The organism is Sphingomonas sp. Leaf25 (assembly GCF_001421635.1).
In the GTDB taxonomy this organism is placed as follows: Bacteria; Pseudomonadota; Alphaproteobacteria; order Sphingomonadales; family Sphingomonadaceae; genus Sphingomonas.
On the sequence record NZ_LMKU01000023.1, the window covers coordinates 268,083 to 281,779 of the forward strand.

Sequence of the window (13,697 nt, forward strand, 5' to 3'; positions counted from 1 at the left end):
GGGGTTCCCCTCGGGGAAAATATCAGGAAAAAATGGTGCTGCCGGTGAGGATTGAACTCACGACCTCAGCCTTACCAAGGATGCGCTCTACCACTGAGCTACGGCAGCACTGCAAGCCGGGGGGAAGCCCCTCGACTGCGGAGGCGCCTATGTGCAGGGGTGGGCGATATTGTCAAGCGATGCGTTGTCAGTTTGCCGGTAAAAAGCGTAAAGGGCGCTGCATGAGCGACGACGAACGCAAGGACCGGTTGGCACAGGCGCTGCGCCAGAACCTGCGCCGCCGCAAGGCGCAGGCACGCGGCGAGGAGGCCGTGCCGCCACCCGCCGCGCCGGAGCGCCCCGCCGACTGACGCCGGGCGGGGGTGCCATTGACAGCGTGGCCGACTGCCGACACCGCTGTCGTCAAACGACGGGTGGAGGAGGCTGGAATGCGCGGATGGTGGCTGTTGCTCGTCATGATGGTGCTGGGGCAGGGGGCATGCGCCGCCCCGGCGGCCGCGCCGGCCGGCTCCCCGGTCGCGCTGCACGGGCGGCTGGCGGTCAAGGGCAACCGCGTGGTCGACGCCAGGGGTAAACCCTATGCGGTGCGGGGCATGTCGCTGTTCTGGAGCCAGTGGCAGCCGCGCTATTATGATCCGGCGACGGTCGCGTGGCTGGTGCGCGACTGGCGGGTGAGCGCGGTGCGCGCGGCGATCGGCGCGCAGTCGGGCGGGTACGACGTGCAACCGGCGGCGGAGACGGCGCGCGCCGAGGCGGTGATCGACGCGGCGATCGCGCAAGGGGTCTATGTCGTGGTCGACTGGCACGCGCACCAGCCGCGCGCCGACGACGCGGTGCGGTTCTTCTCGCACATCGCCACCAAATATCGCGGCGTGCCGAACCTGATCTACGAGACGTATAACGAACCGCTGCCCGAACATGGCTGGGCGAGCGTGCTGAAACCCTATCATGTCAAAGTGATCGGCGCGATCCGCGCGATCGACCCGCAAGCCTTCGTGGTGGCGGGAACGCGAAGCTGGTCGCAGGACGTCGACGAGGCGGCGGCCGATCCGCTGCCCTTCGCCAATGTCGCCTATACGCTGCATTTCTATGCCGCGACGCACAAGGCGGAGCTGCGCGCCAAGGCGGATATGGCCTTGAAGCGTGGCATCGCGCTGTTCGTCACCGAATATGGCACCACCGCCGCCAATGGCGATGCTCCGATCGATGCGGCCGAGACGCGGACGTGGTGGAAATGGTGCGCGAGGAACGGTGTCAGCTATCTCAACTGGTCGGTCGCGAACAAGGACGAGGCGTCGGCGATCCTGAAGTCGACGACGCAAGGCGTGGCAGACTGGCGCGAGGATGAGCTGACCGAATCGGGCCGGTTGGTGCGGGCGCATCTGCGCGGCATCGCGCGGTAGTCTGCTCCCGTCCCTGACAAGGGAGGGGCCGGGGGTGGGTAGGTCTGTGGCGGGTGCCGGCGTTCCCTCGCGGGCCAACCCACCCCCAACCCCTCCCTTCCAGGGAGGGGAGAAGATGGACTGGAACGCAAAACGGCGGCCCCTTCGCAGGGACCGCCGTTTCTCGTTGCAACTGGCGTCCGATCAGAACCGGAAGCTGGCACCGGCGCGGAACTGGCGGCCGATCAGGCCGGCATAGTGCCACGTCGTCAGGAAGTTCGGCGCGCTGGCATAGGCCGCCGGGGCGATCGGAGCCTTCACGTCGAACAGGTTCTTCACGTTCAGGAAGAACGAGAAATTGTCGCTGACCTTGGCGGTGCCGTTCAGGTCGACGTTGATGAACCGCTTGACGTAGCAGAAGGTCTGATCCTGCGGCGACGAGCGGGTGTAGAGGTTGCCGGTATCGCAGATGCGCGGCAGCCCCTGATCCTCCGACACCGACTGGATGCGGCCGGTGTAATAGGTGGTCGCAGACAGCGCGAACTGGCCGAAGTCGATCGTGTTCTGCCAGTTGCCGCGCCAGTTGGGCGTGCCGTTGCCCGACGACAGGTCATACGGCCCAAGCGTGCCGGCATAATTCTGCACGTCGCCCGCACCGGTGCCGGTGACGAGGTTGTATTCGAAGATATGCGTCACTTCGACGCGGCTGGTGAACTTGATCGTGTCGGTGATTGGCGCGGTGATCGTGGCGGCCAGATCGATGCCCTCGGTGACGGCATAGTTGGCGTTCACATAGGGCACGTTGATGATGAGCACGCGCGGGAGGGCGTTGGGGAAGTTCGGATCGGTGCCGTCGACACTGTTGACCGAATAGCCCTGGCCGATCGCCGCGACCGCCGCCTGTGCCGCCGCGAGGTTCGCCGAGTTATAGTATGCCTCGACCGCCTTGCCGACCAGCGGGCCGGTGACGATCAGGTTCTTCTTCTTCACGTTGTAATAGTCGGCGGTGAAGCTGAACCACGGCACCGGCTGGAAGATCACGCCGGCGGTGAAGCTGCGCGAGGTTTCCGGTTCGAGCGCCGGGTTGCCGGCGACGCCGCGACCCAGCGAATATTGCAGGTTGTATGGATTGCCGTTGGCCGAGCAGGCCGACGCCGTACCGGTGCCGCCATGCTGGAGGATGAAATTGCACGGCGGGGTAGTGGTGACGAAACCGGCATACTGGCTGCGCGCACCCGATTCGGCGAAGGTGGGGGCGCGGAACCCCTGGCTATAGGTGCCGCGGAACGCCAGTTCGCGCACCGGGGTCAGCTTGAAACCGACCTTGGGCGAGAAGCGGCCGAAGCCTTCCGAATAATGATCGTAGCGGCCCGACACGTTCACATCGAGCTTTTCGAGGAGCGGCATGTCCGCTTCGAAATAGGCGGCCGACACGGTATGCGCGCCGAACGCCGAGGCGGTCGTCAGGCCATAGGTGTCGAGGTTCACGTTCTGGTTGTTGTTCTCCAGCGTCTCGCGCCGCACCTGGCCGCCGATCGCGACCTGGAGCGGGCCGCCGGGCAGGTCGAACAGCCTCGCGGTCAGCGAGGCGTCGACCGATGCCATCGTCGAGAACGACGGGGTAGTCTTGTCGGGGGCGATGGTGTCGCGCACCGCCTGGCTGTTCGACTGCGGATTGACGAAGTTGTACGAGCCGGTGTTGATCGCTCGCAGCGTCTGGGCGATGTTGAGCAGCCCGTGCTGGGTGATCTCCATCTCGTCGCGGGCATAGACGCCCTCGACCCGCCAGCCGAAACGGTCGTCGTCGAAGCTGCCGTTCAGGCCGGCGGCGGCGCGATAGACCTCGTTCTTGCGGTCGCTGCCCGCCGGAATATCGCCGAACAGATAATAGATGCGCGCGGCGCCGTTGTTCGGATCGTTGGCGTACGCCGTGGCGAACGGGTTGTTCGGGTTCAGGCGGCGGTCGCTGGCGGTCGCGCAGTTGGTGCCCGCCGAACAGATATAGACTGGCAGCACGATGCCCGGATTCGACGAGGCGACCGAGGGCGCGGCACCGAACGGCTGCGTCGCGCGGATCGCGGCCGGCGTACCCTTGATGCTCACGTCGCTGCGGCTGTACATCGCGGTGACATAGCCCTCGACGTTGTCGCCGAGGCGGACGCTCAGGCGGGCGTTCAGCGCATAGCGCTCCTGAAGCGGCTGGATCTGGCGATATTTGTCGACCAGGTCGTATTTGCAGCCGGTGCCCTGGACCGCCGTGGTGTTGACGGTGAAGGTATCGCGCGCGCAGTTGCCGAGGCCCAGCGCCTGATACTGGTTCGACAGCGGTGCGCCGGCCTGACCCGACAGCGGGTTGTTGAGGTCGCTCTGGCGGACGCGGGCGACATAGGCGGTCGGCACGTTGACCGTCATCGAGCTGTCGCTGGCGTTGTTGTCTAGCCCGCCGATCCGGGTCAGATCCTGCGTGTTGTACGGGAAGCCGCGGCTGGAGTTGGAGACGCGGCCGTCGCGCTGATATTCACCGTTGACGAAGACGTTCCAGCCATTGGCCTCATAGTCGCCGGTGCCGACCGTCAGGTGGACGCGCTGGTGCGAGGCGTCGCCACGCTCGGCGATGCCGCCTTCGACGAGGCCGTCGACGCCGGTGAACTGCTTCTTGAGGATGACGTTGACGACGCCGCCGATCGCATCCGCGCCATAGGTCGACGATGCGCCGTCCTTGAGCACTTCGACCCGGTCGACGAGGCTGAACGGAATCGAGTTCAGATCGACATAGGCGTTGTGGCCGTCGTCGTTCAGCGGGAAATTGGCCGAGCGCAGCCCGTCGATCACCACCAGCGTCGAGGAGACGCCGAGGCCGCGCAGCGACACGGCCGAGCCGCCCGCCGAGAAGCCGCTCTGGAATCCGGTGCCGATCGATCCGGCGCTGTCGGCCGAGATCGAGCGGATCGCGTCCGACACGTTGGTGATGCCGGCCTTGGCCAGCGTGTCCGACGTCAGCACCGTGACCGGCGAGGGGGTTTCGGTGTCAGTGCGGCGCAGCAGCGATCCGGTGACGACGATAGTGTCGCCCTCACCCTGATCGGCGGTGCCCTGAACGGTCGTCGGGTCGGTGGCCTGCGCCTGCGCTTCCAGCGCGCCGGGCGAGGCCGGGGTCGTCTGGGCAGCGGCGGGGCCGGCGATCAGCGCAACGGCAAGCGACAGGGTAGCGGTACCCGCGACGAGGCGCGAGCGACCGGTGATGGTCGTCATATCGTGAATTTCCTCCCGGCAACGATGGCGATACCCCCGTATCGCCCGGCCTTGGTGCAACTTGTGTGCAAGTGCAGCAGGCTCGTAAAGCGTTATGGAAACAATATGATACAATTCATATTGCGTGTTGCGCTTCCATCACACCGTCGAAAGGATGAGCAGGATCAACGCAGTATCGTCGGATCGGCGGAGCGCAGCGCCGCGAGGATGGTGGCGATGACCAGCTTGTCGTCGTTGCGCAGGAAATGTCCGCCGGGCAGGCCGATCACCTGTGCCTTCGTGCCGGCGAGCGTCGGGCACAGGCTCTCGCGCTCGTCGCGGCCATGGATGCAGATGACCGGTGCCCAGTCGAGCCGCCGCATTCCCGCCGAGGGCCATGCGTCGGGGGTGCCGTGATAGAGGATGCCGGTCGGGTCCGAGCGGAAGAACACGCTTTGCGCCGGCACGACGACGTTGATCGCGGCGATGTGCTGGCGCAGGTCGGCGGGCAGGTCGGGCGCGATGGCCGAGACGATGTCGGCACCGAACGACTGGCCCATCAGCAGTACGCGGGTCGCGCCGGTCCGCGCCATCGCGGTGCGGATGGCGTTGGCGACGATCGCGTCGGCCTCCGCCCGGCTGCGGCGCGTGCCGAAGGTGACGGGCGAACTGACGCCGACCACCGGGATGCCGTGCGCGGCGAGCGCGGGCACGACCTTCGCGCCGAGCCCGAAGCGCAGCCCCATGTCCCCCGACAGATAGACCGCCACGACCTTCGGGTTGCGCTCGCCGTTGCCGCGGAACAGGCGCAGCGCGCGATTGTCGATCAGGTGCAGCGCGGGGGCGGCGAGCGCCAGCAGCACCAGCAGCCCGGCGGCGAGCGCCGACCAGCCGAGGATACGACGGCGAGCGATGCGCCGCTGACGGGGGGAGCGGGTCATAGGGCCTCCTCAAGATCGAACCGGGCATCGGCGGGCGGGAACGGCGCGGCGGGCTGCGGCCGGCCGATCAGGCGCGAGAGGTCGCGCAATCCTTTCAGGAGCGCGACGCCGGTCGGCCCGGCGATATAGCGCGGCTCCCATGCGGGCGCGAACTTCTCCTTGTAGGTGCGCAGGCCGCGAAAGCCGTAGAAGCGCTCGCCATGCCGGAACACGAACGCCGCCGCCTTGGCCCATGCCGGGGCCAGCCGGCGGTCCTCGATCCCTGACAAGGGCGCCATGCCGATCGAGAAGCGGGCATAGTCCTGTCCTTTCGCCCACAGCATCAGGTTCACCATCAGGAAATCCATCGTCCCCCCCGGCGCATCCTCGCGGTGGCGCATCAGGTCGACCGAGGCTTCGTGGTGGCCGGCGGTGAGCCACAGATTGGCGAAGGCGACGATCCGCCCGTCGATCCGCACCAGCCCGATGTCGAAATGGGCGAGATAGGCGGGATCGAAATGGCCGAGGCTGAACCCCTTTTCCTGCTGGCCCTTGATCCGCAGCCATTCGTCGGAAACCTCGGTGATCTCGGTCAGGATCGTATCGAGCCGCGCGGCGGGGACGATCTCCAGCACCGCGCCCTTGCGTGCCACCGCGCGTTCGGATTTGCGCAGCGTGCGCAGACGCGGGGTGTCGAGCGTGAACTGCGTGAGGTCGACCACCGCATCCTCGCCGAACTTCACGATGGTCAGCCCCATGCCGATCGCGATGTCGAGCACCGGCGAGGAGACTTCGTAGAGCAGCAACCGGCCCTGTTCGCGGTCGGCGAGATCGCGCAGGTTCCACAACAGCTCGCCCCATGCCGCGCGCGGGCCGACGGGATCGCCCATCACGATCCAGCTCGCGCCCGATACCTGATACATCAGGAACGCATCGCCCTCCGCCGACAGCAGGAAGCGTTTGTCGCCGGTCAGCGCGAGCATCGCATCGGTGCGGACCGCCTGATCCAGAATGTCGCGGACGGTCTGCCGGTCGGCGATACTCGCCTGCATGGCCGGACGGACGCGCGACGGGGCCATCAGCCGCCACACGCACGCCGCCGCCAGCACCACCGCGACCCCCAGCAGCGCGCGCAGGAAGCGCGGCGCATCGCTGTAGAGCGCGAAGCGCCACCACAGGTCGCCCGAATAGGGGACGTGGCGATAGGCGAAGAACCCCGACCAGATCGTCAGGCCGATCACCGCCACCATCGATGCCAGCCACGGCAGCGCGATCGGCTGGCTGGTGAGCGTGGTGCGGCGGTAGAAGGCGCTGCGCGTCCACTGCAGCAGCGCGACGAGGACCAGGCAGACGCAGGCCTCTTCGTAATCGATCCCCTTGCCAAGCGAAAAGACCGCCCCTGCGATCAGCAGCGCGCGGGCGGCGACGAACGCGCCATCGAGGCGGCGGTAGAGCGCCGGAGCGAGCAGCAGCAAGGTGGTGCCGATCAGGCTGGCGGCGACGTTGCTCGCCTCGATCAGCGGCAATGGCAGCAGATCGGCGAGGTCGCCCATCCGCCCGTGGATCGAGGGGAGCGAGCCCGACAGCAGCAGCATCGCCCCGCCCAGAAACGTCGCCGCGCCGAGCGCCAGCGGGGCCACGCCGGTGGCGACCGCGCGCAGGCCGGTCAGCCACCGGCTATGCCGCCGCCGCGCGCCCTCATACACGGCGAGCAGCGCGACACCGATGCCGAGCGGCAGCAGATAATAGACGACGCGGTAGGCGATCAGCGCGGCGAACAGCGTGGCGCGATCGACCGGCACCACCGCCAGTACCACCGCTTCGAACACGCCGATGCCGCCGGGAACATGGGTGACGACCGCCGCGACCATGCCGAGGGTGAAGGCGAGGATGAACGCGGGCAGCAGCGCGGCCTGTCCACCCGGGATCAGCACGAACAGCGCGGTGCTGGCAAAGGCGATGTCGACGACGGCGATGCCGATCTGCGCCAGCGCTTGGGCGAGGCTGGGCAGTGGAACGGCCATGCCGAACAGGCGGAGCGGGCGGGGGGCGAAGGCGCAGCCGGCGAGGAGCGCGATGGTGAGCGCCAGAACGCCCATGCCCAGCGCCCGGGTCGCGCCTTGCCCCAGCGTCCACCCCGCCAGCGCCAGCGCGCCGTCGTGGAGCAGCAGGGCAACTCCGCCGACCGTCACTACCCCGGCCCAGAAGGTGCCGCTGGCCACCGCGACGACGCGGGCGACGTCCGGCCCGTCGAGCCCCGCGCCGCTGTAGATGCGGTAGCGCGCCGACCCGCCGGTCAGCAGCGACAGGCCGAGATTGTGGCTGAGCGTATAGCTGGTGAACGAGGCGAGCGCGGCGGTGCGCCACGGCAGCGGCCGGCCGATGACGCGAAGCGCCAGCACGTCGTAGAAGGTGAGCGCGAGATAGCTGCCCGCAGTACACAGCAGTGCGAGGACGACCCGCACCGGCGAGAGCGCATGGATCGCATGGGCCACGTCGTCGAAGCGGATTTCGCGGGTCAGCGTCTCCAGCGCGGTGAAGCCCAGCGCGACGAGCGCGGCGACCAGCAGGATGCCGATCGCAGTGCGGTGGCGGGCGAGGAAGGCGCGGGGGTCAGGCACCGGGCAGCCGATCGATCCGGTGCCACGTCTGGCTGCGGCAGATCAGCCCGCCGAACATGCAGCCCGCGATCCGCAGGCGATCGGGCGCGGGTTGCTCGATCCGCGAGGCGAAGCGGGTGCCAAGGTCGGGGACGAACACCGTGCCGCGCCAGCCATGCGTGCCGTCGCTGCGATAGTCTTCGAGCAGTTCGGTGCCGATCAGCCGGGTGATGCCACCATCGCCGGCATGCGCGCGCGCCGATGGACTGGCCCATACCACCCGGCCGCACAGCATCGTCCCGCACGGACCGGTCCGCACCGCGACATCGGCATGCGGCCCGATCCAGTCGCCCACCGGCACCGCATCGGCGGCCAGCGCCGGGCTGGCCAGCCCGAGCGTCAGCGATGCGCCCCACGCCATCCACCGTTTCATCGTCACACCCCCGTTGTTCATGGGAACGCTTCTGCCCGGGCGCAGCTTGCCGCAGGGTCAGCGCGCGCTGAACAATCGGTAATGTTTGGGGACCGCTGACCAAAGTTCGTCATTCCCGCGAAGGCGGGAATCCATACACGCTGACGTCCCGGCAGGAATGGAAACGGTAGCGTCTATGGATTCCCGCCTTCGCGGGAATGACGGTGCGGATCGGCCGGAGCGGGGTCTGCAACGGTCAGCCGGTCGGGGCCGGGATCAGCGTTGTTCCTTCCACACGTCGACGCCCGCCGCCTTGGGTTCGCCGATCTCCGCCTGTCCGGCGAGCGAATGGTCCACCTCGTCCGACAGTGAGCCGAGGTGCATCCAGCGGGTGACGAACCGCGACAGCAGCAGCACGACCACGCCGATGCCGATCGTCCACCAGCCGATCGTCGCATAGACCGACAGCGTGCCCTCCTTGGTCATCTCGCCGCCTTCGCCGCCGGTCGCCTCGCCGATCTTGCCCGCGACGAAATTGCCGACCGCCGTCATGTAGAACCATGCACCCATGATGAGGCTGGCGAGGTGCTTCGGTGCCAGCCGGTTCATCGCCGAGAGGCCGACGGGCGACAGGCACAGCTCGCCGGTTGTCTGGAAGAAGTAGATCAGGAACACGAACAGCACCGGCGTCGCGATTTCCGGCCCGACGCTCCGCGCACCCCAGACGAACACTAGGAACGAGAAGCCGACCTGGAGCAGCGCCAGCGCGAACTTGGCCGGGGCGGAGGGTTCGACCCGGCGCTTGCCCAGCGCCACCCAAAGTGCTGCGAAGATGGGACCGAAGATCACGATGTAGATCGAGTTGATCGACTGGAACAGCGATGCGGGCACCCCGCCGCGATCGACATAGCGGTCGGTATAGAGGTTGAGCGACCCACCCGCCTGTTCGAACAGGCCCCAGAACACCGGGTTGAGCGCGATCAGGAACAGGATGGCGAACATCCGTTCACGCGGTTCCTTGGGCAGCTTGAACGATTCGAACAGGACATAGCCGAGCAGCGCGACACCCGAGACGATCAGCAGCGTCTCGATGACCGAATTGTACTGGATCAGCGCCCAGATGACCCCGATCGAGGCGAGGCCGAGCGCGTACAGCGTCCATTCGGTGCTTTTGGCGAGCGGGCGGGGAGCCTCGCCCTGACCCTTCAGCAGCGGCTTGCCGAGCACGAACACCAGCAGCCCCAGCAGCATGCCGATGCCCGCCGCGCCGAAGCCGTAGGACCAGCCATAGGTTTCGCCGAGATAGCCCGCGAAGATGACGCCGAGCGCCGCGCCGACGTTAATCCCGACGTAGAAGATGGTGTAGGCGCCATCGCGGCGCACATCGGTGCGGCTGTAGAGCTGCCCGACGATCACCGAGATGTTCGCCTTCAGGAAGCCCGAACCGACGATGATGCAGGCGAGCGCCGCCCAGAAGATGTTGATCGCCGGATCGGCCTGCTTGACCAGCGGATCGGTGATGCCGCTCTGCCCCTCGAACGCCATCAGCAGGTGGCCGATGGTAAGGACGACCGCGCCGAACAGCACCGCCTTGCGCTGCCCGAGATAGCGGTCGGCGAGATAGCCGCCGAGCACCGGGGTAATGTAGACCAGCGAGGTATAGGCACCGTAGATCAGCGTGGATTGGCTGTCGCCGAACAGCCAGTGCTTGGTGAGATAGAAGATCAGCAGCGCACGCATGCCATAGTAGGAGAAGCGCTCCCACATTTCGGCAAAGAACAGGACGTAGAGCCCCTTGGGATGGCCGGCGAACTCTTCGCCCTTCGACGCAGCGGCGACACCGCCCAGCGCCAGCAGCAGGATCAGGAACCCCGCCGCGATCGATGGAATAATGGGTAGGCCAAACACGGTACTCGCATCCCCCGAAACAAATAGGCGCCCCTGCTGCCGGGTACGGCGCTGGGGTTCGCGGATGGCGCGAGCCTAACGGCGAAAACGGCAATGCCAAGCGCATTGTGCGTGGTGGCGTCAGTGCCTACCTGCCGCGCCATGACCTTCAACGATCGCTCGTCGCTGCTCGCCCACCTTCGCACCCGCCGGTCGGGCAAGCCGCGCGACATGGTGGCACCGGGGCCGGACGACGCCGAACTGGACCAGATGATCGCGCTCGCCGCGCGCACGCCCGACCATGGCAAGCTGGCGCCGTGGCGTTTCGTGATCGTGCCGAACGACCGGCGCGAGGCGCTGGCGCGGTTGCTGCGCGACGCCTTCACCGCCGCCAACCCGCAGGCGACCGGGGCGCAACTGGACGCCTGCGACCGGTTCGCGCACGAGGGCGAGGCGCTGGTCGTCATGCTGTCCGCGCCGGTCATCCCAAGCCACATCCCGCTTTGGGAACAGGAACTGTCGGCGGGGGCGGCGGCGATGAACCTGCTGCATGCCGGCCATGCGCTGGGCTATGTCGGTAGCTGGCTGACCGGCTGGGCGGCGGAGAACGAGACCGTGCGCGATGCCTTTGGCGGTGCGGGCGAGCGCATCGTCGGATTCTTCTATTTCGGGTCGCCCGGCCGCCCGCTCGACGAACGGCCGCGTCCCGATCCGGCGCGGATCGGTACTCGCTGGGCCGGATGAGCGATGGACTTCGGCGGTGGTTGCTGTATTAATCCAGCATGACAGCGATCGACCATGAAGACACGCCCGTCTATCTCCGCCTGCGCGCGCTGGTCGCGGCGGCGATCCTGCGCGGCGACTATCGCGCGGGCGACCAGTTGCCCTCGGTCCGGGCCTTCGCCGCCGAACATGGCGCGAACCCGCTGACCGTCGCCAAGGCCTATCAGACGTTCCAGGACGATGGCTATGTCGAGGTCCGGCGCGGCGTCGGCATGTTCGTGCTGCCCGGCGCGGTCGAGCGGCTGTGCGTGGCCGAGCGCGAACGCTTCCTGACCGGACACTGGCCGCGCATCCGCCAGCATATCGACCTGTTGGGGCTTGACCCCCGCGCGCTGCTGGAGGATCGGGCGATCGCCTGATCCGGCGCCGGTTTGCGGTCGGCCGTGGTCGGCAATCGGCCAACGACTTTGTACGAGCGGAACCCTTGTCCCCGATCCGGTTCTTCCGATGGCTTCGTTACGGAACCGTGACGCGCACGCGACGTTCCTCCCCGCTCAGGGAGAACGGCATGGACCGAACGGTCGTCATCGGCACGCGGGTGCCGGTCTTTGCGCTACATGGTCACAATAACTGCCCGACCTGCGGCGCGTCGCAGTGGAACGTCGGACGGGTGATCGCCGAATGCGCCTGTTGCGGCGACACGCTGCCGATCAACAACGCGGTGCGCCCGACGCACCTGCTAACCCGGCCGGGCATCGCCGCCTGACGCCGGCGGCGCGCCTCAGCGCGCCGCGAACTGCTCCGCCGTCAGGGTATAGAGGCCCGCCGCCCCGGCCATCGCCGCCATGCCGAGGCCGCGCGCTTCGGCCACGATCCGATCGAGGTAGAAGGCGACGGCCGCCCGCTTGCGGACCGCGAAGTCGGGATCGCCATGATCGTCCAGCGCACGCAACTGCCGTTCGAGCAGCCAGCCGCAGACCGTGGTCGAAACCATGGTGAGAAACGGATAGCTGCCCGCCAGCCGGTCGTCGGTATCCGCCTCCAGCATCCAGCGCGCCACCGCGCGGGTATCGCCCAGCAGGTCGGCGAGCGCGGCATGGCCGACCTCGCCCGCCATCTCGGCGAACAGCGCCTCCAGCCCCGCGCCACCGTCGCCGACCAGCTTGCGTCCGACCAGATCGGCGGCCTGAATGCCGTTGGTGCCCTCATAGATCGGGGTGATGCGCGCGTCGCGGAAATGCTGCGCGGCCCCCGTCTCCTCGATATAGCCCATGCCGCCATGGACCTGGATGCCGAGGCTCGCGACCTCGCAGCCGATGTCGGTGCCGTGCGCCTTGGCGAGCGGGGTGACGAGGTCGAGCCGCGCCTTGGCTCCCTCCATCCCCAGCGTCGCGCGATCGACCTGCCCGGCGGCGTAATAGACCAGCGCGCGCGCCGCCATCGTCTGCGCGGTCATCCGCAGCAGCATGCGGCGCACGTCGGGATGCTCGATGATCGCGACCGATGCGCCGGGCGCGGAGGCGCGCGCCGATTGTACCCGGTCGCGGGCATAGGCGACGGCGCGCTGCGTCGCCGCCTCGGCCACCTGCACGCCTTGCAGGCCGACGTTCAGCCTGGCGTTGTTCATCATCGTGAACATCGCGCGCATGCCGCCGCCCTCACCGCCGATCAGCTCGCCGATGCAGTTTCCGTTGTCGCCGAACGACAGGACGCAGGTGGGCGAGGCGTGCAGCCCCATCTTGTGTTCGATCGAGACGACGCGGATGTCGTTCGGCTCGCCCGGCGTCCCGTCCGCGTTCAGCCGGTATTTGGGAACGAGGAACAGCGAGATGCCTCTGGTCCCCTTGGGCGCCCCCGGCGTGCGGGCGAGGACGAGGTGGACGATGTTGTCGGCCATGTCGTGATCGCCGAACGAGATGTAGATCTTGGTGCCCGTAACCCGCCAGCCACCGTCGCCGACCGGTTCGGCGCGGGTGGTGAGCGCACCGACGTCCGATCCGGCCTGCGGCTCGGTCAGGTTCATCGTGCCGGTCCATGCCCCGGTGGCGAGGTGCGGCAGGTAGCGCGCCTGTTGCTCGGTGCTGCCGTGATGGACCAGCGCCTCGACCGCGCCGACCGTGAGGGTGGGGGCGAGCGCGAACCCCATGTTGGCGGTGCCGAGCGTTTCGAGGACGGCGGTGGCGACCGCGAACGGCATGCCCTGTCCACCATGGTCGACCGGCGACCCGATCGTGCCCCATCCGCCCGCGACATAGGCCTGATAGGCGGCGCGGTAGCCATCGGGCATCACCACCCCTTGCGGAGTCCAGCGCGCACCGACGCTATCGCCCGCGCGGTCGAGCGGCCGCCATTCGCCCGCCGCGAACTGGCCGATCCCGTCGAGGATGGCGTCGAGCATGTCGGGGGTCGCCTCGGCGAAGCGTTCGCTTTGCGCGAGCCCCTCGATACCGGCGGCATGGGTCAGCGCGAACCGCTGTTCGGCGGTGGCGGGGGTCAGGTCCATTTGCCCTCTCTCGTTTCTGTTTTGCGATAGGCTATAGCC

11 protein-coding genes and 1 tRNA gene are annotated in these 13,697 nt (G+C 67.9%); 5 read left to right on the top strand and 7 right to left on the bottom strand.

The annotated features are described in order from the left end of the window. Positions 1-33 precede the first annotated feature (33 nt). Positions 34-108: transfer RNA gene (locus ASE78_RS09025), tRNA-Thr, on the bottom strand. A 113-nt stretch (positions 109-221) separates the two neighbouring features. Here ASE78_RS09025 and ASE78_RS19770 point away from each other — a divergent pair. Beyond that, complete coding sequence (locus tag ASE78_RS19770; protein WP_268795705.1) at positions 222-350, top strand: hypothetical protein; 129 nt, start codon at positions 222-224, stop codon at positions 348-350. A gap of 78 nt (positions 351-428) precedes the next feature. Beyond that, a complete protein-coding gene (locus tag ASE78_RS09030; protein WP_200911019.1) occupies positions 429-1,403 on the top strand; it encodes a glycoside hydrolase family 5 protein in 975 nt (324 codons plus the stop codon). Positions 1,404-1,586: 183 nt separating this feature from the next. On the opposite strand, the gene ASE78_RS09035 is transcribed toward ASE78_RS09030, so the two are convergent. The 5 genes from ASE78_RS09035 to ASE78_RS09055 all read right to left on the bottom strand — a co-directional run bounded on the left by ASE78_RS09035 (position 1,587) and on the right by ASE78_RS09055 (position 10,453). Beyond that, a complete protein-coding gene (locus ASE78_RS09035; protein ID WP_082467094.1) occupies positions 1,587-4,634 on the bottom strand; it encodes a TonB-dependent receptor plug domain-containing protein in 3,048 nt (1,015 codons plus the stop codon). Positions 4,635-4,798: 164 nt separating this feature from the next. Continuing rightward, positions 4,799-5,554, bottom strand: coding sequence for an AcvB/VirJ family lysyl-phosphatidylglycerol hydrolase (locus ASE78_RS09040; RefSeq protein WP_056495920.1), 756 nt, complete (start codon positions 5,552-5,554; stop codon positions 4,799-4,801). After that, complete coding sequence (mprF, locus tag ASE78_RS09045) at positions 5,551-8,154, bottom strand: bifunctional lysylphosphatidylglycerol flippase/synthetase MprF (protein ID WP_056495923.1); 2,604 nt, start codon at positions 8,152-8,154, stop codon at positions 5,551-5,553. The genes ASE78_RS09040 and mprF overlap by 4 nt, the downstream gene beginning before the upstream one ends. Then, complete coding sequence (locus ASE78_RS09050) at positions 8,147-8,566, bottom strand: DUF2147 domain-containing protein (protein ID WP_055761534.1); 420 nt, start codon at positions 8,564-8,566, stop codon at positions 8,147-8,149. The genes mprF and ASE78_RS09050 overlap by 8 nt, the downstream gene beginning before the upstream one ends. Positions 8,567-8,821: 255 nt before the next feature. After that, a complete protein-coding gene (locus tag ASE78_RS09055; protein WP_056495926.1) occupies positions 8,822-10,453 on the bottom strand; it encodes a peptide MFS transporter in 1,632 nt (543 codons plus the stop codon). A 141-nt stretch (positions 10,454-10,594) separates the two neighbouring features. On the opposite strand from ASE78_RS09055, the gene ASE78_RS09060 reads away from it, so the two are divergent. The 3 genes from ASE78_RS09060 to ASE78_RS09070 all read left to right on the top strand — a co-directional run bounded on the left by ASE78_RS09060 (position 10,595) and on the right by ASE78_RS09070 (position 11,921). After that, on the top strand, positions 10,595-11,176 hold the full coding sequence (locus ASE78_RS09060; RefSeq protein WP_056495929.1) for a nitroreductase: 582 nt from the start codon (positions 10,595-10,597) through the stop codon (positions 11,174-11,176). Between the two features lie 38 nt (positions 11,177-11,214). Then, entirely contained in the window at positions 11,215-11,574 is a 360-nt protein-coding gene (locus ASE78_RS09065; protein WP_055760816.1) for a GntR family transcriptional regulator, read from the top strand. Positions 11,575-11,723: 149 nt separating this feature from the next. Beyond that, complete coding sequence (locus ASE78_RS09070) at positions 11,724-11,921, top strand: hypothetical protein (protein WP_055760813.1); 198 nt, start codon at positions 11,724-11,726, stop codon at positions 11,919-11,921. Positions 11,922-11,936: 15 nt separating this feature from the next. Here ASE78_RS09070 and ASE78_RS09075 read toward each other — a convergent pair whose 3' ends face one another. Then, positions 11,937-13,658, bottom strand: a complete 1,722-nt coding sequence (locus ASE78_RS09075) for an acyl-CoA dehydrogenase (protein WP_056495932.1) — start codon at positions 13,656-13,658, stop codon at positions 11,937-11,939. Positions 13,659-13,697 lie beyond the last annotated feature (39 nt).